16 protein-coding genes and 1 tRNA gene are annotated in these 21268 nt (G+C 43.2%); 11 read left to right on the top strand and 6 right to left on the bottom strand.

The window, feature by feature from the left end:
- Nucleotides 1-48: 48 nt before the first annotated feature.
- Complete coding sequence (locus ACED25_RS10265) at nt 49-543, top strand: CinA family protein (RefSeq protein WP_029225457.1); 495 nt, start codon at nt 49-51, stop codon at nt 541-543.
- A gap of 139 nt (nt 544-682) precedes the next feature.
- Nucleotides 683-1723: a recombinase RecA gene (recA, locus tag ACED25_RS10260; protein WP_009847633.1), complete on the top strand. Its 1041-nt coding sequence runs from the start codon at nt 683-685 to the stop codon at nt 1721-1723.
- 295 nt (nt 1724-2018) lie between these two features.
- Here recA and ACED25_RS10255 read toward each other — a convergent pair whose 3' ends face one another.
- The 6 genes from ACED25_RS10255 to ACED25_RS10230 form a co-directional block, all read right to left on the bottom strand.
- A complete protein-coding gene (locus ACED25_RS10255; RefSeq protein WP_009847632.1) occupies nt 2019-2819 on the bottom strand; it encodes a TrmB family transcriptional regulator in 801 nt (266 codons plus the stop codon).
- A gap of 54 nt (nt 2820-2873) precedes the next feature.
- Nucleotides 2874-3935, bottom strand: coding sequence for an ROK family protein (locus ACED25_RS10250; protein WP_371695214.1), 1062 nt, complete (start codon nt 3933-3935; stop codon nt 2874-2876).
- Entirely contained in the window at nt 3919-5757 is a 1839-nt protein-coding gene (locus ACED25_RS10245) for a glycoside hydrolase family 13 protein (protein ID WP_371695213.1), read from the bottom strand. The genes ACED25_RS10250 and ACED25_RS10245 overlap by 17 nt, the downstream gene beginning before the upstream one ends.
- Before the next feature lie 9 nt (nt 5758-5766).
- Nucleotides 5767-6600 carry a sugar ABC transporter permease gene (locus ACED25_RS10240; protein WP_029223077.1) on the bottom strand — a complete coding sequence of 278 codons (834 nt, stop codon included), beginning with the start codon at nt 6598-6600 and terminating at the stop codon, nt 5767-5769.
- Between the two features lie 37 nt (nt 6601-6637).
- Nucleotides 6638-7921, bottom strand: a complete 1284-nt coding sequence (locus ACED25_RS10235) for a carbohydrate ABC transporter permease (RefSeq protein WP_371695212.1) — start codon at nt 7919-7921, stop codon at nt 6638-6640.
- A 125-nt stretch (nt 7922-8046) separates the two neighbouring features.
- Nucleotides 8047-9291 (bottom strand): maltose ABC transporter substrate-binding protein, encoded by a 1245-nt coding sequence (locus ACED25_RS10230; protein ID WP_371695211.1) that lies wholly within the window; start codon nt 9289-9291, stop codon nt 8047-8049.
- Between the two features lie 500 nt (nt 9292-9791).
- Between ACED25_RS10230 and ACED25_RS10225 the strand changes: the two genes are divergently transcribed.
- From ACED25_RS10225 to ACED25_RS10185, 9 genes are all read left to right on the top strand, one after another.
- Nucleotides 9792-10823, top strand: a complete 1032-nt coding sequence (locus ACED25_RS10225; RefSeq protein ID WP_012604766.1) for a hypothetical protein — start codon at nt 9792-9794, stop codon at nt 10821-10823.
- 37 nt (nt 10824-10860) lie between these two features.
- Nucleotides 10861-11901 carry a UDP-3-O-(3-hydroxymyristoyl)glucosamine N-acyltransferase gene (lpxD, locus tag ACED25_RS10220; RefSeq protein ID WP_017097678.1) on the top strand — a complete coding sequence of 347 codons (1041 nt, stop codon included), beginning with the start codon at nt 10861-10863 and terminating at the stop codon, nt 11899-11901.
- Nucleotides 11902-11999: 98 nt separating this feature from the next.
- Entirely contained in the window at nt 12000-12482 is a 483-nt protein-coding gene (locus ACED25_RS10215) for a glycosidase (protein WP_371695210.1), read from the top strand.
- A gap of 239 nt (nt 12483-12721) precedes the next feature.
- The gene (locus ACED25_RS10210) at nt 12722-13843 is read left to right on the top strand and encodes an ABC transporter ATP-binding protein (protein ID WP_371695209.1); all 1122 of its coding nucleotides are present in this window, start codon (nt 12722-12724) and stop codon (nt 13841-13843) included.
- Nucleotides 13844-14206: 363 nt separating this feature from the next.
- Nucleotides 14207-16078: an alpha-amylase family glycosyl hydrolase gene (locus ACED25_RS10205; RefSeq protein WP_371695208.1), complete on the top strand. Its 1872-nt coding sequence runs from the start codon at nt 14207-14209 to the stop codon at nt 16076-16078.
- Nucleotides 16079-16326: 248 nt separating this feature from the next.
- On the top strand, nt 16327-18909 hold the full coding sequence (gene alaS / locus ACED25_RS10200; RefSeq protein WP_371695207.1) for an alanine--tRNA ligase: 2583 nt from the start codon (nt 16327-16329) through the stop codon (nt 18907-18909).
- 220 nt (nt 18910-19129) lie between these two features.
- Nucleotides 19130-20311: an aspartate kinase gene (locus tag ACED25_RS10195; RefSeq protein ID WP_080518014.1), complete on the top strand. Its 1182-nt coding sequence runs from the start codon at nt 19130-19132 to the stop codon at nt 20309-20311.
- A 92-nt stretch (nt 20312-20403) separates the two neighbouring features.
- The gene (gene csrA / locus ACED25_RS10190; protein ID WP_009847619.1) at nt 20404-20601 is read left to right on the top strand and encodes a carbon storage regulator CsrA; all 198 of its coding nucleotides are present in this window, start codon (nt 20404-20406) and stop codon (nt 20599-20601) included.
- 474 nt (nt 20602-21075) lie between these two features.
- Nucleotides 21076-21168: transfer RNA gene (locus tag ACED25_RS10185), tRNA-Ser, on the top strand.
- Nucleotides 21169-21268: the final 100 nt, after the last annotated feature.

Genomic DNA, 21268 nt, shown 5'->3' with positions numbered 1-21268 from the left:
AAAGATGCGAATCCGAATGATATGACAGTAGATAAAGGGAAGTTGATGATGCAGATGACTCAAGATCTTAGTGAACAGCTTGGATACTTACTCGCTAAACATAAACACGTTTTAGTGACGGCTGAATCTTGTACTGGCGGTGGGGTTGCTAGCGCGGTGACGGATATCGCAGGGAGCTCTGGTTGGTTTGATCGCGCTTTTGTTACTTATAGCAATGAAGCGAAGCAAGAGATGATCGGCGTACAGCTTAAAACCTTAGTTGAGTTCGGTGCGGTGAGTGAGCCTGTCGTAATAGAAATGGCGAGCGGGGCATTGCAACATTCAAATGGGACTATCTCTGTATCGATCAGTGGTATTGCTGGCCCAGGTGGCGCGACCGAAGATAAGCCTGTTGGAACGGTATGTTTCGCTTGGAAAGCACTAAACGGTTGGGATAAAGTAGAAACGCATGTATTTACAGGCGACAGATCACAAGTACGCCAACAAGCCACGCACCATGCCCTACAAGTTATTTATGATTACCTATCAATGGAAGGTAAGTAACATTTGTACAAATTATTTTCATACAGGTATAGACACTGTATGAATCAACAGTATAATAAAAGCCAATTAGTCACCCCTATGTGGGTTAGAAATAGATTCTAGATCGCTTGTTAAGACAACCGATTATGTGGAGATAGTAATGGACGAGAATAAACAAAAAGCGTTAGCCGCAGCCCTTGGTCAGATTGAAAAGCAATTTGGTAAAGGTTCAATCATGCGTCTTGGTGATAACCGCACAATGGACGTAGAAACTATTTCTACAGGTTCTCTATCTCTAGATATCGCACTAGGTGCTGGTGGCCTACCGATGGGACGTATCGTAGAAGTTTACGGTCCAGAATCATCAGGTAAAACAACGCTAACGCTTGAGCTTATTGCTGCAGCACAGAAAGTGGGCAAAACGTGTGCATTCGTCGATGCCGAGCACGCACTAGACCCTATCTACGCTCAAAAGTTGGGTGTTGATATCGACGCTTTGCTTGTGTCTCAACCAGATACAGGCGAACAAGCTCTAGAAATTTGTGATGCACTGGCTCGTTCAGGTGCTATCGATGTTCTTGTTATTGACTCAGTAGCAGCACTAACACCTAAAGCAGAAATCGAAGGCGAAATGGGCGATAGCCACATGGGGCTTCAAGCACGTATGCTTTCTCAAGCAATGCGTAAGCTAACAGGTAACCTTAAGCAGTCTAACTGTATGGCTATCTTCATTAACCAAATTCGTATGAAAATTGGTGTGATGTTTGGTAACCCTGAAACAACAACAGGTGGTAACGCACTTAAGTTCTACGCATCTGTTCGTCTTGATATTCGCCGTACTGGCGCGATTAAAGATGGTGATGAAGTTGTTGGTAACGAAACTCGTATCAAGGTTGTTAAGAACAAGATTGCTGCACCATTCAAACAAGCTGAAACTCAAATCCTTTACGGCAAGGGCTTCAACCGCGAAGGTGAGCTTATCGACTTAGGTGTTAAGAATAAGCTAGTAGAAAAAGCAGGCGCTTGGTACAGCTACAAAGGCGACAAGATCGGCCAAGGTAAAGCTAACGCTGGTAAATACCTGCGTGAAAACCCAGAAGTTGCTCTAGAAATTGATACTAAACTTCGTGAGTTACTGCTAACTCCTGCTGTGCTTGAAGAGAAAGGTGCAGAGAAGGAAGAAGAAAACGAAGAGCTATAAGCTAACGTTTTGTTAAGTCACCTTCATAAGAAAGCATGACTTTGAAAGATTTTAAAGCCTCGAATTTTCGAGGCTTTATTGTTTCAGTCGTAAAAATGTAAGGTATTTGAATGTTTAGAGGAAAGTGACGGTGGTTGCTCTAGATTACTTACAGTCATGCACTCATAGGTCTATTCTTTATCAAATAATCAAAGAAACCCTTTGGGTTAAATCGATTACCGTCAAAAGTTCTTGCCCCTAAAGGCCTATTACTAGACCTTTGTTCGTATCTTATTATTGAATTCGATCTGCTGAACTAGTGCTTCTTAAGCTCGTCGAGTACCATAGCATTGTGCTGTTCGTGAATCGTATTTACTCTGACGTGTTGGTGCTGATTAGGAGCCAGGCGCTCGTATTCTGTTAGGTAAATATCGCTGTGAATATGCTCTGCGATCATTTTTACAATTAAGCGATTGTTTGCATACAAGCCTAAAGTTTCTTCACGGTGTGAGAACATGAGGGCGAGCTTCATATCGGCTACACACATAAAGCGGTGTGAAGGGTATTCGGTTTCTTCATTTTCAGAACGCGAATGTAATTCTATTTTTTCATGTGGGCTCGCCATTTTGTTGAATGAAAAGCCAATCACTCGAACTCCACGTTCCACGGCGTCGCATAATTCTTTGCCAAACAATTCAAGGTTAAAATCGGTATTCAGGTAAATTTCTAGATTTGCCTGATTAATGATTTCCTTGGCCTTTTGAAGTAAGTTGTCGAACCCCGATACGTTGTAAACGAACTCTTTTTCCTCTTTCAGCATCATCTTAGATAATTCTGATTTAAGGAAATTAATATTAGTGACGGTCTTTTTTTCTATCTGGCTGAAAATCAAGTCTGGTGATTTAGCTTCGTACTCTTTAGTGTCGCCATCAGACATGAAAATGTAGCCATTGGCGTAAAGGTTATCGATAGACGAGTAAACAGAAGAGCGGGAGATAGAGATCTCTTTCGCGATTTTATATCCGCTGGATTGGCCATTTTTGAGTAAATTAATATAAACAAGCGCATCGGTTTTGGTAAACCCAAAATCCATTAATTTGGTGACTAGCTCTGACACGGGTTGTCCTCTGAAACTATTCAATATCTTCTCCTTCTAAGGTTACCATTCTTGTCACGACGAGCGTAAATGATTGTTGTGATTTTTTTCAGCGATGAGAAACGCTCCGCGAGCAAAGGTGAATTCATCTTGTTTTGGGTGAATAATCACTGGAATTTCATTAACGTGAATGTAGCGAGACAATGCGACTTTTAAATCTGCCGTTAATGTAGGATAGGTCGTTGCTTCGCCTGATAATACGAGTCGTGTAGGCTGTAATTGTTGAATGGGATTAACTAAACTGCGCGCCAATTGGTCGATATAAGTACGATAGATGCGCGATGCATGCGGTTCACTTTGGTCTACGCCTGAAAAAATTTGCGTTAAAGTTTGGTCTTTTAGCACGACTTGATGATATTGCCGCTCAATACTTGGTGCGGATAAAAACTGTTCAATGCACGCCTCGTTTCCACAGCGACATATAGGAGTTAAGCCATCAACGAGCCATTGAAAATTTGGTAACGTTGAATGTGCCCAATGTGAGCTTAATGGGTGGTGCACTTGCTCGTTATTTTGATAAAAACTTATGCCACAACCATCGCCCAAAAATACGCTGAGTATGGCCTCTTTGTATAAATCTCTTGCCCTCTTATTTAGACTTGAACCTGCCGAGAGTGGTTGTTCAATTGAGTCAGCGCTTTTCATGGCGTTACTAATAGCGTCGCACGCAATGGCCGCACTGTGTGAATGCATCACAAGCGAGCAGTCGACCTTGAAATGCTGATTCAGGTTTAGTGTTAATTGGGTGATTTCTGGTGAGTGAGTAGGACTTGGTTTTGCAAGTTTACGTGCGGATTGGCAATGAGATAAAAAAAACTCGGATACACTTATGCCTATCGTGGCGATACGTCCATAGCGGTAGCTGACGCTCGATATTCGGCTTATCAAATGTTGGGTCAAGTGGGCAAGGTCGTCAGGAATGCGCTGCACCATTCTATACACCTCTTGTCCGTTAGAAGTGCTGGCGACCGAGTAAATAGAGTGGGAATCAATCGCGATTCCCATCACTATATTTGGTTCTGCTTTAATGAGCATGATTTGATTAAAGAAACACTTGGATTTAGTTCGCTTGCTCAATCACGTAGCCATAAGCGCTAATGGTCAGTGATTTTCCATCGAGCATGATCTGTTTATCTTTATCGCTGTTGTTTAGAACAAACATTAAATTGCCACGGCGGTAAGCGATACACTCTTTGTCTTCCGTCCCTTTTTCATCCTCCACGTTTAACCAGTCAATGCTAGGCTGATTAAAATCGGGATTAGCTTTACGCAAAGCGATCATTTCTTGAATGAAATTTTTGAATTCTAAGTCTTGCTCTGATTCTTCCCATATCATGCATTTTCGGTTGTCTTCGCTGCCCATGCCGCGGCCGCCATCCATACCAATTTCGCCACCATAATAAATGCATGGAGCACCGACTTGAGTGAACATAAATAAATAGGCTAATTTAGCTTTACGTTTGTCGCCCTGGCATAAAGAGATAATGCGAGTGGTGTCATGGCTATCTAATAAGTTAAACATCGCTTCGTTTACGTTGCGTGGGTATGCCATGTACGACGCGTTCACTGCATTTACAAAGCTCTCTTTATCAACGTCGCCAAGACCAAAGTAGTCGGTAATGGCTTGTGTCAGCGGGTAATTCATCAACGAATCGTATTGGTCGCCACGTAACCAAGGCATACCTTCGTGCCAAATCTCACCAAGAATGTAGCAGTCTGGGTTGGCATCTTTTACGACTTTACGGAAGTCACGCCAAAACGCGTGGTCCACTTCGTTGGCTACGTCTAAACGCCATCCATCAATGTTGAACTCTTCTACCCAGTGGCGCGCTACGTCTAATAAGTATGCACGACACTCTTCATTTTCAGTATTCAGCTTTGGCATTTCGACGACGTTGGCGAAAGTTTCGTAGTTTAAGTTCCAGAAATCCCATTCTTCTTTTGGCGTATCTGGGTATACAGGGAACTGATTGATCCAAAACCAGTCGGCGTATTTGGACTTTGCCCCGTTATTCACAACGTCTAGCCATAGTGGTGATTGAGACCCAATGTGGTTGAACACCGCGTCGAGCATAATTTTCATGCCGCGTTTATGGGCTTCATCGACGAGTGCTTTAAAAGCTTCATTGCCGCCAAAGTGCGGGTCTACATTGTAGTAGTCGACAGTGTCGTATTTGTGGTTGGCGTTGGCTGTGAAAATAGGGCACAAATACAAACCATTCACGCCAAGATCTTGCAGGTAATCGAGCTTATCGATCACGCCCCATAAATCGCCACCCATAAAGTTGTCGGATACAGGTCTGGTTCCCCAAGGCTGCACGTTGGCAGGTGAAGTTTCAGGGCGACCATTAGCAAAGCGCTCTGGGAATATTTGGTACCAAATGGTGTCTTTTATCCACGTCGGTGTCTTTAAAACGTCACGAGGGTTTATGTAAGGAAAACAGAAGAAATTACTTAAGTTGCTCAGCTCGATTTCTGCGTTTTTAGTCGTTGAAATGTCGGCGCAGCGTTTTTCTCCAAATAGAATCTTTTCGCCGCCTTTTCCGTACAAAATAAAGCCATAGCGGCTACGACGTTTCGGTGGAGTAAACTCTGCAAACCAGTGGTCGTGGTACTCGGTTTCCCCTTCATGAATCATGGTCACTTCATTGCCACCCACCCAACCGTGTGCATCACTGCCACCTAGGTTGCCACCATCGAGACCACCTTCTGCCCAGTGGTACGGGTCGCCTATCCAAAGTGAAACCTTGTCTAGTTCGCCTTTTGCACAGCGTAAGCGAAGGTGAAGCGTTTCATTGTTGTAAGCGTAGCTGTCTGCACTTTTTGCTGAGTGAGTCAGCGAGCTTTTTGTAATCGGTTTGTTGATAACTGAATTTGTAATAGCCATAGCGGAAATCATCCCTAATTATTATTCTTTAACTGCACCGCTGACGAGGCCGGTAGTAATGTGTTTTTGAGTCGCAACAAATAGCAAAGTGATGGGCACTGCAACCAATAATGAACCCGCGGCAAACAGCGTAAAATTCTCCGCTGAGTTAGATGAAATCCAACTGAAAATACCGATGGCTAGCGTCATTTTTTCTTCGCTGCGTAAGATCAGCGTAGGTAAAATGAAGTCCATCCAAGGTGCGGTGAAAGACACTAAACCAACAAACACTAAGATAGGTTTCGCGAGAGGGAGAATGATCTCGAGGAAAATCGTCATGTGGCCTGCGCCATCAATTTTTGCTGCTTCATCTAATGAAGTGGGAATGGCATCGAAATAACCTTTCACCAACCAAATCATGAATGGTAATGAGCCCGTTACATACACAAATAACAAGCCAGCATAGGTATCAATCAATCCCATTTTTGATAGCAAGATGTAGATAGCCGTCATCGAAAGAAAGGCCGGGAACATCTGCAATACAAGAATGCTCATCATAATGTTGCGCTTACCATTGAAGCGGTAGCGAGAGAACACAAACGCTGAAATAGTCACGACAACCAGTGAGATAACCATATTCGCTGTCGCGAGAAGAAAGGTGTTTTTATACCAGTCTAAATAGGGTGTGTCCGTGAACAATGCGCGGTAGTGGTCGAGCGTAAAGTCAATACTTGTGAAAGAAGAACTGAATAAGTTATTCCCTGTTTTGAATGAAGCTAGCACTGTCCAAATCACTGGTCCAAGTACTAATAATGCGTTGGCAATGAGAAATAGGTACACGACTAGGGTGCCTATTTTGCCAATGTATTTGTCCATGTTAATTAACTTATTCGTACTATTTAAATTAGCCATGTTACATACCTACATCGTCTTTGAATGACTTCATGCGGCTGAATTGCCATATCGCAATACCAGACAAGAACAAGAAGATAATGATTGAGATAACCGAAGCGATTTGATACTGCTGGAAGTCGAGCGTGAGCTTGTAAATCCAAGTGATCAGAATGTCGGTATGTCCTGCGAATCGATATTCAGGGTTGATAGGACCCCCTTCGGTTAACAGGTAAATCGCCCCAAAGTTATTGAAGTTATGGGCAAAGGTCATGACCAACGATGGGGCCACTTGGTGCAACACCATAGGCAGGGTGATTTCTTTAAATTGCTGGAACTTGCTTGCACCATCGACTTCACTGGCTTCATAAAGTTCGCTTGAAATGTTAGTCAGTGCCCCTGCAATAAGCAGCATAAAGTAAGGTGCGCCAACCCAAACACTCACCGCGATAACGGTAATTTTTGCGGTGAAAGGGTCTGATAAGAAGGCAATCGAATCAAAGCCCCACGAGTTTAACGTTGCGTTGACTGGTCCAATACCATTCAGTAGCAAGCGGAACATCAATAAGGTCACGAAAGCAGGAATGGCATAAGGGAGAATAAAGATAAAGCGCCATGCTTTTTTTGCTTTAATGTTTCGATTTTGCAGCGCAAGCGCCAGTAAAAAACCAAACCCACAAGTACATATGGTGGCAAAAAATGCCCACAGAACCGTCCAAGAAGCGACACCGAAGAAAGTGCTCGACCATATTTTCAGTTCAAATAGTGAAACAAAGTTTTTAAACCCCACCCAATCGACGAGGTTTCTTGGTGGGATATGATGAGGTGCCGAATAGTTAGTGAAAGAGACGAGTACCGTAATAATGATTGGCAAAATAATGAATGCGATACTGGCAATAAAAGCTGGCGATAGCATGATGAACGCGAACTTTTGGTCGTAAATGTCTTTAAATTGTTCTCGAAGGTTCAGTCGTGACTTAAGGCTGACTTTTGCATCTTGGACATTAGTGATGTACAGACAGATGAATAAGAAGCTGTAGAGCAGGGCTATGACCCCTTCGACCAACATAAAGACAGAGTTATCGCCCTGTAATATTTTAAAGCCTTCACGAACTTGAGCGACATCTCCTAAAGTGACTAAGCCTTTTAGCGAGGCCAACAGCTCCGGGAGAATCAACAATGTGATTAGCTGCATGGCTAAAAATACACCGCCTTTTATCCAATGACCTTTTACGATCTGTGTACTCCCCATAATAAGGAGTGAAGCGGGCATTCGTGATGCCGGCTGATTCTCTGTTAACAACATTGTTTATCTCTATTGTTTAGGTTGTCGTTATGTATTCGTTTTCTGGTCACGCCCTGAACTAGCGCTGTGGCTTTGACACAGCGCATGAGCTAAGTCGCTTGTGAGTCGCGACGGGAGTTCAGAGGTTACTCTTGTAATTCTATTTGTTCTTCGATGATCGAAAGCGCACGGTCAAGAACAGAACTCGCAGGTTTATCGTTTACCCAGTAGTCTGTAATAGCACTGGCCATTGGTGACCAAATGAAGCCCATTTCAGGAATCGATGGCATTGCGTCTGAGTAGAAACCTTGCGTAATAATGGCGTAAGTTGCTTCATCGGCATCAACAATGATCTCTTCCATAACTGACTGGATCGGAGGGAGTGCTCTTGACATCTCATAGCGTTTTTTCAGCATCGCGTCGGAAGTAAGGTAGTCTGCAAATAATTGTGCGGCTTTCGGATACTCAGTGTAAGAAGACACAACCGCAAGACGAACAGTTGCAAAAGTGCGTGGTTGTTGGCCTGCTAGTTTAGGCATAGGTACAACACCAAGATTTATACCTGATTCTTGATACCCTTCGATTGCCCAAGGACCGTCGATAATAGCGGCGACTTTTCCTTCATTAAATAAGCCACGACGTACTTGCGGGTTGCGCATATCAACCGGATTTGAATTGTTGGCCACTTGCAGGGTTTTCATTGCTTCTAAGCCTTGTTGGGCTTTTTCAGAATTGATGCCGATGTCTTTTGCATCGGTACCGTTACTACCAAATTCGTATGCGCCGTAAAGCGTGACAAACATACGAGACTCGTAATAGTTCTGTATGTCCCAAAGCAGTGCGTATTTATGCTCTTGCTTATTGTTGAAAGTTTTTGAAAATTCAATAATTTCTTCAAAAGTTTCAGGTGCTTTAGTCAGTAAATCTTTATTGTAGAACAGAGCGGTAGTGGCGAAGCTAACTGGGAAGCCATAGCTCACCCCTTCAGCTTGAGACGCATTAATCGCATTTGGCATAAAAGTATTCGAGATACGTTCGGCAGATACCAGATTCTCCATCGCCCCACCTGCCACGACTAATCGCCCTAATAAGTCATGTTCAATCTCTACTACATCTGCCACGCGAGCAGAGCCGCCATCCTGAATCAAACGAGAAGCGGCATCGATCGGCGCTAACCCACGGAATGAAAAATCAATATCGTATCCTAACTCCTTATTAAAGGACTGAGCGGCGTACTCCATGTAGTCGAGTGTTGTTTTGTCGGTCCAGATTAACAACTCAGCCCCATTTTCTGGCTGAATTGTGTCTGCGTTTGCATCGGCTGCAGCCGTTAATGTACTGGTCGTTAACGTTGCCGCCATTAAGGCTGCCGCGAATAGATTCTTTTTCATTCCTGAATTTTTCATACTGACACCGCGCTATTTAAATTCTTGGTAGTAGTTCGTTAAGTACTACTATGTTATGTCTCACCGACAATATGTCAACATCACCTGGTTGAAATGTCAGCGTATTTGTGATGGTTATCACCTTCCGTTTGTGCTTTTTACATCTGGTAGCTATAGGGCTTTATGTCTTGTTTATTGGGGCTTTTGAGCGGTTCTTTGTTCGTTTTGATACTTAGATTAATGAAAAGCCTACCGTTTGTGATGGTGATCAATAATCTCCGCAGTCAAGGGTGACTGATCTCTCATTTCTAAATTCAATAGGGAGCAAAACATTTATAATTCTAGAACAATAAATAGGCGTTCATTACGGACGACTATGTTTTTCTGGTTAAATGTTGCGAAATCAGCAAGCCTATCAAGAGACACAGTGGATAGATAAAGAGAAACAGTGAACAAAAATAACCCTACAAATAACAACAAATGATTCAGTGAAGAATCAATAAGGAATGACCGTGAAAAAAACATTATTGTCTGTAGTGATTACCAACACTTTACTTATTAGTGCTGGCGCTTCGGCTGCTGATGACCGAACTATGTCTCCAAGTGATATCTTTTTTTATGACGCTTTAAAATTTGGTGGGCATGTTGGAACATCGATTGAAGTCGAAGAGAAAAACATCACTGATTTTGCATCATGGGGTGGCGGCAAGTCTAAAGAGCGTACAACGACTCATGAAGTGTTTAACGTCTTCTATAACAACGCTGCTTGGAATGCGACCGCACTTTACGCGTTCAAACTTGAAAATCGTAAGAAAAAGAAAGGCGCATACGCAGAAACAGAAAATGGATATAAGCACTTATTATCATTAAACAAAAGTTTTCAACTAGGAAATGGTTGGGGAACGGGCTTGATCTATGAGTTGGAATATACAAAGGGTGATATTGTTACCTCTGCGAAAGTAGACGGCTTGAAAACCACGAAAGCTGAGCACAGTATTCGTCCATACCTCACGTACTGGAATAATGAATATTCAGCGGGTTTCTATTCAAACCTAGAGTACCTATACAACGATTCAGATAAGAGTGCTTGGGGTTCTCGTGAAGAGGAAGGTTACAGCCTCTTATTTAAACCTTACAAGCGCTTTGGTCAGTGGGAAGTTGCAGCTGAGCTCTACTATCAAGTTAAAGAAAATAAAGCGAAAACCGCTAACGGTTCACTCAATGAAGCCAGCGATTTCACCGAGATGTACATTGAGCCAATCGTTCAGTACAGCTTTGAAGAAGCCGGCACTATGTACGTTCGTGCTCGTATTGGTGAAAACGAAACGAAACATACAGACGGTTGGGCAAAGAACGAAACTTTCTTCAAAGATATTCGTAAGGCAACTTTAGGCTATGAGCAAGCAATTGGCGACGATTGGTTGGTAAAAGGCGAACTTGAGTGGGCTAAAGACACAGAGACTTTCTCTAAGCTGAAAGGCGAAGAGAAAACTGTAGAACAAGAAACAATGTACCTACAAGCGCTTTACCGCTTCTAAGTGGTATTAATCACAACTCAAATGACAGAGTAATATTATGATCAAAGTTTCAGATATCGCCCAAATCGTTGGTGGAAAAATTGAAGGTGATAACACGGTAGAAATATCGAAGATTCGCCCAGTTTCCAGCGTAGAAGAGGGCGGCTTAGCCATTGTCTTTGCTAAAGCCGATTTAAAAGGGCTATCTGAAACTTTGGCTGATGTCATTGTTGGGCCAGAAGCCATTTTACAGACTAAAGCAAAAACAAAAATCGTGATTGAGAAGCTCGAAGCTGAGAAGCTCAATCAACTAATGCGTCATTATAAAGTTCAAAAATATCAATTATTTGATCAAGGGAATACATCAGATACTCCCGATGTTTATATCGGAAAGCATTGTCAAATAGGTGAAGGTTGCCATTTCATGCCCGGTGTTAAAATCATGAACGGTGTAACAATCGGCAATAACGTTGCAATTCATGCCAATACAGTCATCAAAGAAGGCACAGTGATTGGTAACAATGTCACCATCGACTCTAACAACTCCATTGGTAATTACAGCTTCGAATACATGACCGGGCACAACACCCGTTATGAACGCGTGGAAAGTGTGGGTCGAGTGATCATTGGTGATGAAGTTGAAATTGGCTGTAATAACACCATCGACAGAGGCACTTTAGGCGACACCGTTATTGGTCGTGGAACTAAAATAGATAACCTAGTGCAAATAGGGCATGACTGCAAAATAGGTCAGCATTGTTTACTGGTATCTCAGGCTGGTTTTGCGGGCCACACTACTTTGGAAGATCATGTCATTGTACATGGTCAAGCCGGTACCGCAGGGCATCTTACTATCGGGAAAAACTCCGTTATCAAAGCCAAATCAGGTGTGAGCCACTCTTTCCCTGCCAATAGTGATCTGTTCGGTTATCCGGCGAAAGATGCACGTTCTTATTATAAAAACTTAGCCGTATTGAACAAATTAACTCATCAAAAAAACAGTAACCCCCGTCCAAACTCTAAATCGTTAGAACTTGATACAGACAAAAGATCGGTGGTACCGAAAAAGAGCTTAATAGCGAGACTATTTCGTTTATAGGTTGCCGAACCGAGAGCTTTAAAAAATTAAAGCCCTAACTCGCGATGACTAAAACGGAATAGAACCCTACATATATAAAAAATAATAAGGAAATGACAATGAAACGTACTCTACTTGTAGCCGCACTTCTATCTTCAGCGTTAATGGGCTGTGCGAGCACAGCTGACACGCCAGCAGCTAATCAAATGAAAGCAACAGGTCCTTTCGCCGATTGTAATCTCGCCACGGTGGAAGATCGCGGGCCAATTCGTCCTTCACTTTATGTTATAGGCACTTTCCCAGATGGTCAGTGGATCCACATGGAAAACCGTCAAATGTCGCATAAAGGCAAAGGTATTTACCAAGTGGTAAGCGAAGAAAAAGCGGGCAACGTAAGTTTGCAGTTCGCAACGATGGGCTGGTCTCCACAATTTACCGCAGCTGGCATGTCGATGACAGCAGGTTATGAGAAAGCACTAAAACGCGGTGGCTTTGCAAAAAACACAACCGTTAATATTCCAGAGGATGGCAAATATTTATGGAGTGTTGAAATTAGCGAAGATAAGAAGCCGGTTCGCGCATTGGTTAAAGCGTGTAAATAAGCGATGTAGCCAACCAACATGACCCACTCTATATCACTATTTATAACCACGCTTTATAAACTCGTGGTTGAACGCAGTGATACAGATGAAAGGTGCTCTGAATATCAGAGTACCTATGTTTTAAACATAAACCCTAAATGATTAACATTTACGTCTTTTTAGCCAGTAACTTGAGAGCTCCAGTCACTGGCTAAAAAGATTTTTACCTATCAAGATTTAACCCGTATTCGGAGTTTCAAATGGCAACAGTTAACCTGCGTAAAGTAGAAAAACAGTACGATAATGGTTTTAAAGCCGTACACGGAATTGACTTAGATATTCACGAAGGTGAGTTCATGGTATTTGTGGGGCCGTCTGGTTGCGCCAAATCTACCACATTGCGAATGATTGCTGGCTTAGAAGATATCTCAGCAGGCGAAGTGCGTATTGGCGATAGAGTGGTGAATGATTTAGCGCCTAAAGAGCGTGGTATTGCCATGGTATTCCAAAACTATGCGTTGTACCCACACAAAACGGTCTTCGATAACATGGCCTTTGGTTTGAAAATGCAAAAGCGACCAAAAGAAGAGATCAAACAACGCGTAGAAGATGCCGCTGAAAAACTAGAAATTACTGATCTCCTGTATCGTAAGCCTAAAGAAATGTCGGGTGGTCAGCGTCAGCGTGTCGCAGTGGGGCGAGCCATTGTTCGTAAACCGGACGTATTCTTATTTGATGAGCCTCTATCCAACCTTGATGCCAAACTGCGTGTTTCGATGCGTGTGAAAATCGCACAACTACACAAGTCTCTTAAAGATGAAGGTAACCCTGCGACCATGATTTATGTCACGCACGATCAAACGGAAGCTTTAACTTTAGGCGACCGAATTTGTGTATTAAATCAAGGTAACATTATGCAAGTGGACACGCCGACCAACTTGTACAACGCACCACAGAACAAGTTTGTGGCGGGTTTTATCGGCTCCCCAGCCATGAATTTAGTGAACACAACCCTACGCAAGTTAGGTGATGATATTTACGTGGAACTTGCCCCTAACGCCCAAATTATTATTCCTAAACGTTTGCAAGAAAAGCTTGTGGATCATATTGATAAGCCCGTGTGTCTAGGCATTCGACCTGAACACATAAATATTGCCGCTGATGATGAGATGGTGAACGTACACCCTGGTGAGCTGACCGTGGTTGAAAACTTAGGGAATGAAAAATACCTGTATTTCAAATTGGGTGATAACGAAATTGTTGCGCGAGTGAATAACCAAAGCATAAGTACATCAGATATTGGCAGCCAAGTACGCTTTAATTTTGATTCTGCTTTTTGCCATATTTTTGATGGTGAAACCGAACAGAACCTGACGTTGTAAAATCAGGCCTTATTGGCATTAACTATCGTAGATGAATGGTTTCAATAGAACGTTCTAACACCTCACTTTAATAATATGCCCTAAGTATCTCACTTTGGCTTAAGGGCATAATAAAAATATAAATGAATCCTGAGAACTCATTCTCAAGATACTGTCACGCCTCAATTAAATAGAACTTATATAAGGAAGGTTTTATTCGTACAGCTGACTTCATCGCTTCTGACATTATTTAACGCGGCCGTAATGGTTGTATGGGAGGGAGACTATATAGCATGCTCACGAAACACGACCTGATAGTTAAATCGCGTGACAAGGATATAAAACAATAACCTACACCAACATAACGTGAATAAAGGACGACACATGAAGAATAAGCTTATTGTGCTATCAGCATTACTGGCTTCCCTACCTGCTATGGCAGATTGGAACCAGGCCTATTTCCGTGGTACAGCCAATAACTGGCAAGCCGAATCTATGGTTAAAGTGAAAGCAAACCACTGGCAAATAGTGAAAAAATTTAATACCGGTGATGGAACGAACTCTCCTAGTTTTAAGGTTGATCGCTTTGGTGATTGGTCTGAAAACTACCCTCTATCAAATTTCTCTGTTGACCCTAATAAAACCTACGAAATTAATTTCTATGACGACACGAATAAAGTGGTGGTCCATGAAAAACTGCCCTTTGATATGCGTGATGAAACCATGTATTTCGTGTTTCTTGACCGTTTCTATGATGGCGATTCAGCCAATAATACAGCGACGGGTGCCGACATGTATTCGGCAGACAAATCGGATTTCAAAAAATACTTTGGTGGTGACTTAAAAGGTTTAACTGCAAAGCTAGATTACTTGCATGATATGGGGATCACGGCCATTTGGATAACGCCTCCAGCTGATAACATTAACGTCCCTGACAGTCGGGGTGGAGCGGGTTACCACGGCTACTGGGGACGTGACTTCTTTAAAGTTGACGAGCACCTGGGTACCGTTGAAGATTTTAAAGCATTAAAGACGAAAATGGATAGCTACGGCATGAAACTCGTGCTGGACTATGCGCCTAATCACTCTAACCCTGATGATGAAGGGGAATACGGTGCACTTTATAAAAAGGGTGTCCGAGTTACCGACTACAAAAATGATAATGCAGGGTATTACCATCATAATGGAGCGATCGCTGAAAACGGTAAAGATTGGGAATGGAACGACGCATGGGCGGTCCGTAATAAAACCTTGTTTAACTTAACCGATTTTGACCAACGTAAAGATGGCCCTGCGCGTCAGTACTTGATTGATGGCGCGAAATTTTGGGTAGACTTAGGTGTGGATGCGATTCGTATTGATGCGGTGAAACATATGGATAAAGAGTTTATCCAAGATTTTACTGGCCAAATAAACGCATACGCGAAGAAAAGCCAAGGTAAAGATTTCTATTTCTTTGGTGAGTGGATGGATTCAGGTGCTGACGCAACGGGATCAAACTTTGCATCTATCGATTTTGCCAATACATCAGGCTCTGCATTGCTTGATTTTGGTTTGAGAAACACCATCGAAAACGCCTTGCTACAACACAATGGCACTGGCATGTATGCCATTAATAACTACATGAAGCTGAGAGACCAAAAATTCACAAGCAGTGATTGGCAAGTGGTGTTCTTAGATAACCACGATGCGTCACGTATCTCTACCGTTTTACGCTCAGACGCGAAGAACTTTGGCGCAGGCAAAGACAAGTGGGGTGGTCGTCAAAGTGTTGCATTTGCACAAGACAGAGTGGAGCTGGGTTTAGCGCTTATTATGACTTCTCGTGGCATTCCATGTATTTACTATGGAACAGAGCACTACGCGGCTAACTTCACTACCAACGGTTTTGGCCAACAAGGTAATGACCCATACAACCGTGAAATGATGCCAAGCTTTGATAAAACGACCAATGCTTACAAGATGATAAAAACATTAAGTAAGCTTCGTAAGGACAGCTATGCGGTTCAGCAAGGTGATTATATCGAGCGTTGGATAAGCAATGATGTATTGGTATATGAACGTAACGCAGGCGATGACGTAGTTGTGGTTGCAATGAACCTCGGTCAAGGTACATCGGTTAACGCGGTGAATTTAGGATTGGCAAATGGAACTTACGACAGTGTATTAGGCACTGACCAAGTGGTTGTTTCTAATGGCAGCGGTACATTTAATCTAGACCAAAATGAAGTGGTTATCTTACGCACTAAGCACTAACAGGTAATACAGGCTATTGATAACGGTTTTACTGGTTTTCGATTGAGTCTCAACAGCATAAACCTCGTACATAGTGTGCGAGGTTTTTTGTTTTTCTTCGCTTGAGCTAGTGGAATATTCTTCATTTTATCGAATTCCAACTAAAATCCTGCCCAAGGGTGTCTTTTCTACAAGAAAACTAGTCGAAGCCTTAACCATGATCTACAATACGGCAAAATTCTAACTCGACTATTTTCAGGAAGAGCTGCATGTACATGAGCACTGATGAGGTTCGCAACGCGTTCCTTAAGTTCTTTGAGAGCAAAGAACACCAAATCGTAGACAGTTCATCGTTAGTTCCACATAACGATCCAACCCTGCTATTTACTAATGCAGGCATGAACCAATTCAAAGATTGCTTCTTAGGCGCAGAAAAACGTGCCTACACTCGAGCAACTACGGCTCAGCGTTGTGTACGTGCGGGTGGTAAACACAATGACCTTGAAAACGTAGGTTTCACGGCTCGTCACCACACGTTCTTCGAAATGCTAGGCAACTTCAGCTTTGGCGACTACTTCAAAGAAGAAGCGATTGGCTTTGCTTGGGAATTCCTAACTGAAACACTAGGTCTGCCAAAAGATCGCCTGTTAGTAACGGTTTACGAGACAGATGACGAAGCATTCGAAATCTGGAACAAGAAAGTGGGCATTCCAGCTGACAAGATTGTTCGCATCGGCGACAAAGAAGGCGGCAAGAAGTTTGAATCTGATAACTTCTGGACAATGGGTGACACAGGCCCTTGTGGTCCATGTACTGAGATCTTCTACGATCACGGTGAACACATTTGGGGCGGCCGCCCTGGTACACCTGAAGAAGATGGTGACCGTTTTATCGAGATTTGGAACAACGTATTCATGCAGTTCAACCGTCACGCTGACGGCACTATGGAACCGCTACCTAAGCCAGCTGTAGATACTGGTATGGGTATTGAGCGTATCTCTGCAATCATGCAGGGCGTTCACTCTAACTACGAAATTGATGTATTCCAAAAGCTAATCAAAGCGACAGCAGAAGTAGTCGGTCACGACGACCTATCGAACCAATCGCTGCGCGTTATCGCTGACCACATCCGTTCTTGTTCATTCCTAATCGCTGATGGCGTAATGCCTTCAAACGAAGGTCGTGGCTACGTTCTACGTCGTATTATTCGTCGTGCAGTGCGTCACGGTAACAAGATTGGTGCACAAGGCGTGTTCTTCCACAAACTTGTGGGTGTACTGGCTGAAGTGATGGGTTCTGCAGCTGAAGAGCTTAAGAAACAGCAAGAGCTTGTTGAAAAAGTACTTCGCATCGAAGAAGAGAACTTTGGTCGCACGCTAGAGCGCGGCATGGTTATCCTGAACGACGCATTAGACGCACTTGAAGGTAAAGAGCTTGACGGTGAAACAGTCTTTAAACTTTACGATACATACGGCTTCCCAGCTGACCTTACTAACGATGTAGCTCGCGAACGTGACTTTACTATCGATGAAGAAGGCTTTGAGAAGGCGATGGAAGCACAGCGTAAGCGTGCACGTGAAGCGGGTCAGTTCGGTACTGATTACAACGCAACGATCAAAGTAGACACGAACACTGAGTTCTGTGGTTACACAGGTACTGAAGGTGCGGGTGAAATTTCTGCGTTATTCGTTGACGGCGAAGAAGTATCTTCACTATCGGCTGGCGACAAAGCAATCATCATCCTTGAAGAGACACCATTCTACGCTGAGTCAGGCGGTCAATGTGGTGACGCGGGTACGCTAAGCACAGCGTCAGGTCTATTCAAAGTACAAGATACTCAAAAGCTAGGTAATGCATTTGCACACCACGGTGAGCTCGTTGAAGGCGTATTTGCTCAAGGCGATAAAGTAGAAGCGCGCGTTGATGCTGAGCGTCGTGCTGCTATCTCACTAAACCACTCTGCAACTCACTTACTTCACTCTGCATTGCGCGAAGTGCTAGGTGAGCACGTTGCTCAGAAAGGTTCTTTAGTTAAGCCAGACAACCTACGTTTTGACTTCTCTAACCTTGAAGCGGTAACACCAGCACAGATTAAAGAAGTAGAGCGTCTAGTTAACGCACAAGTTCGTAAGAACCATGTGATTGAAACTAACATCATGGACATCGAGTCAGCGAAAGAAAAAGGTGCGATGGCACTGTTTGGCGAGAAGTACGATGATGAAGTTCGCGTTCTGTCTATGGGCGATTTCTCTACTGAGCTTTGTGGTGGTATCCACGCAAGCAACACGGGTGATATCGGTCTATTCAAGATCACTTCTGAAGGTGGTATTGCTGCTGGTATTCGTCGTATTGAAGCGGTAACGGGTGAAGCAGCTCTAGATGCAGTAGAAGCTCAGGCTAACGCTTACGAAGAGAAGCTTGCTGAATCAGCTAAGAAAGCGAAATCGCTAGAGAAAGAAATCCAACTACTTAAAGAAAAGATGGCTGCAGCTGAAGGTGCAAACATCATGGGTAAAGTAGAAGAGATCTCTGGAACTAAGGTACTGGTTGCTGCCATTGAAGGCGCAGACAACAAGAACCTACGTACTATGGTTGATAATGCTAAAAACCAAGTGGGTAGCGGCATCATCCTGATCGCGAACGTAGCAGACGGTAAAGTTGGCCTGATTGCTGGCGTAACTAAAGACCTTATCGGCAAAGTTAAAGCGGGTGACCTCGTTAAGATGGTTGCTGAGCAAGTTGGCGGTAAAGGCGGCGGTCGTCCAGATATGGCTCAAGCGGGTGGTACTGACGTTGAAGCACTACCTGAAGCGCTTAAATCAGTACGTATTTGGCTTGAAGAGCGTCTTTAAGCTTAAGTAATTGATACAAAGATGCCCAATCAACTGATTGGGCATCTTTTATTTTGCCCATTGGAAGAACCTTTGAAAAAGGTTTGATTGAGATTAACCAAGAAGGCTAATGGTAACGTTAGACTCCTTGGTTAATTTTTTATTGCTTCGCCATGACGCGGAGTATGTGTTTTTTTGTCATATATAGACATTGGTCTTGGGAAGGTGAGGAAGGGTGAAAATGCCTCTTATCGTGCAGAAATTTGGTGGAACGTCGGTGGGTTCAATTGAACGAATCCATCATGTAGCAGAAAAAATCATTGAAGCGAAAAATGAAGGGAACCAGATCCTGGTTGTCGTTTCTGCTATGTCAGGTGAAACAAATCGGTTAGTTAACTTAGCTTCACAAGTTGATAGCGTACCAAACGCTAGAGAGTTGGATGTGCTGTTAACGGCCGGAGAACAAGTTTCCATGGCTTTGTTGGCGATGACGTTGCACAAGTTGGGTTATGAAGCGACATCGATGACTGGCTATCAAGCCAAAATACACACCGATTCTAATCATAATAATGCGACGATTGAGCGTATTGATACCGCTCCTATTAAAGCGCTGTTAGATGATGACCAGATTGTCATTGTTGCAGGTTTTCAAGGCGTTAATGCAAAAGGTGATATCACAACCTTAGGGCGAGGTGGTTCAGACACCACGGCCGTTGCGTTGGCGGGCGCCCTTCAAGCGAAAGAGTGTCAGATATATACCGATGTTGATGGTGTATATTCCTGCGACCCTAGAGTGGTTAAGCAATCTAAGAAATTAGATACCTTAGACTTTCCCTCTATGGAAGAAATGGCTCGCAGAGGCGCTAAGGTTTTACACCTTCCATGTGTTCAACATGCGTGGCGACACAATGTACCATTGAGAGTGCTTTCGAGCTTTGAAGAAGGCGAGGGAACTCTTATCGCGGGTAATGACTGTTTGAATGATATTGCTGGGATAGCCATTCAAAGAGATATGGTTCGCGTCGAGTGTTTGAATCAAGATTTACCGTCTCTCATGTCGCATTGCCATTTATTAGGGATTGAAGTCTGTAGTGTGATCGAGGAAGCAGAACGGGCAGCACTCATTATCAAACCGGACATAAGTGCTAAATTAAAACTAGTTTTTGACGAGAAAATCCGTAATAGTGAACAGGTTAGTTTGTTAACTGTGGTAGGAAGCCGAACACAAGAAATTGTGGTCAGTTCACATGGATTGTTGTCTGAAGGCGAAATTGATGTACAGCATCACTTATTGCAACAGCAGTCTTTAACTTTGGTGATATCACCAACGCAAGTCGATATGGCTGCTAACATATTACACAATGCATACATCGTAGCGCGTGAAACACAGGGTTATCCTAAAAAAGAAGTGCATTTTGGTTAAATAAACTCAATCGATAGTTTACGAAAATATAACTTTTGTTGGATAATGCTCGCGTAGCTAGATAAATTTAGAGATTACTCAAGGAGCAAAGAATGCTAATTTTGACTCGCCGCGTTGGCGAAACACTGATGATTGGTGACGAAGTAACAGTTACTGTACTAGGCGTTAAAGGTAACCAAGTACGTATTGGTGTTAACGCACCTAAAGAAGTATCTGTTCACCGTGAAGAGATCTACATGCGCATTCAAGCTGAAAAAGGTAATGGTAACGTTGCACCTGGCAACTACTAATACTTTTGCGTAGAGAAGAGGCTAGCATTGTTGCTAGCCTTTTTTGATCTTGGGGGAATGGAAATACGCATTTGAACATCGATGGGGTGGTAACGGGTTAGTCTTAACGCGGTGAAGTGAGAACTTTATGACGTTATGAAATACAAATAGGATCGATCATCGCTATTACACGGTATTTTGTCTGCGCAAACTCAAGATTTGTTAGCTTCCCCTATGGCGCAAATACGCATCCCGTAGTATTGTGCAAACAGCGGTAGCACTTGCTGCTGGATAAATTAGATAATTGTTTTCGGCTATTTATTATTGCCAATCTTTCACCTTAATTTTTAAGGGAAAAAGCGCGATTTGAAGCTTATAAGTTCAATTTGCAAGCGCTTTGATTAAATAGCAAACGGTTGAGTGTTTTTGTCCAATTTTTTTCAATAAAGTGTTTGACATATTTTCGGTAAAACGTAATATGTGCCTCCGCAAGACGGTGAGGTGGCCGAGAGGCCGAAGGCGCTCCCCTGCTAAGGGAGTATGTGGTTTGTAGCCGCATCGAGGGTTCGAATCCCTCCCTCACCGCCATTTCTTGCACGTTTGAATTTGCAAGCAAACACAGAAGTAACAATGTGCGCCCTTAGCTCAGCTGGATAGAGTACCTGGCTACGAACCAGGCGGTCGGAGG

It is taken from the genome of Vibrio sp. 1F263, assembly GCF_041439035.1.
Classification (GTDB): Bacteria; Pseudomonadota; Gammaproteobacteria; order Enterobacterales; family Vibrionaceae; genus Vibrio; species Vibrio tasmaniensis_A.
Note: the sequence above shows the minus strand (reverse complement) of the source record. Positions and strands in the feature narration are given on the sequence as shown.

Bases quoted from the DNA above. Each gene is read 5' to 3' on its own strand.
- ACED25_RS10265 (WP_029225457.1), top strand. From the start codon at position 49: ATGCAGATGACTCAAGATCTTAGTGAACAGCTTGGATACTTACTCGCT.
- recA (WP_009847633.1), top strand. From the start codon at position 683: ATGGACGAGAATAAACAAAAAGCGTTAGCCGCAGCCCTTGGTCAGATT.
- ACED25_RS10245 (WP_371695213.1), bottom strand. From the start codon at position 5,757: ATGATTTCCGCTATGGCTATTACAAATTCAGTTATCAACAAACCGATT.
- ACED25_RS10240 (WP_029223077.1), bottom strand. From the start codon at position 6,600: ATGGACAAATACATTGGCAAAATAGGCACCCTAGTCGTGTACCTATTT.
- ACED25_RS10235 (WP_371695212.1), bottom strand. From the start codon at position 7,921: ATGTTGTTAACAGAGAATCAGCCGGCATCACGAATGCCCGCTTCACTC.
- ACED25_RS10230 (WP_371695211.1), bottom strand. From the start codon at position 9,291: ATGAAAAAGAATCTATTCGCGGCAGCCTTAATGGCGGCAACGTTAACG.
- ACED25_RS10225 (WP_012604766.1), top strand. From the start codon at position 9,792: ATGACCGTGAAAAAAACATTATTGTCTGTAGTGATTACCAACACTTTA.
- lpxD (WP_017097678.1), top strand. From the start codon at position 10,861: ATGATCAAAGTTTCAGATATCGCCCAAATCGTTGGTGGAAAAATTGAA.
- ACED25_RS10215 (WP_371695210.1), top strand. From the start codon at position 12,000: ATGAAACGTACTCTACTTGTAGCCGCACTTCTATCTTCAGCGTTAATG.
- ACED25_RS10210 (WP_371695209.1), top strand. From the start codon at position 12,722: ATGGCAACAGTTAACCTGCGTAAAGTAGAAAAACAGTACGATAATGGT.
- ACED25_RS10205 (WP_371695208.1), top strand. From the start codon at position 14,207: ATGAAGAATAAGCTTATTGTGCTATCAGCATTACTGGCTTCCCTACCT.
- alaS (WP_371695207.1), top strand. From the start codon at position 16,327: ATGTACATGAGCACTGATGAGGTTCGCAACGCGTTCCTTAAGTTCTTT.
- ACED25_RS10195 (WP_080518014.1), top strand. From the start codon at position 19,130: ATGCCTCTTATCGTGCAGAAATTTGGTGGAACGTCGGTGGGTTCAATT.
- csrA (WP_009847619.1), top strand. From the start codon at position 20,404: ATGCTAATTTTGACTCGCCGCGTTGGCGAAACACTGATGATTGGTGAC.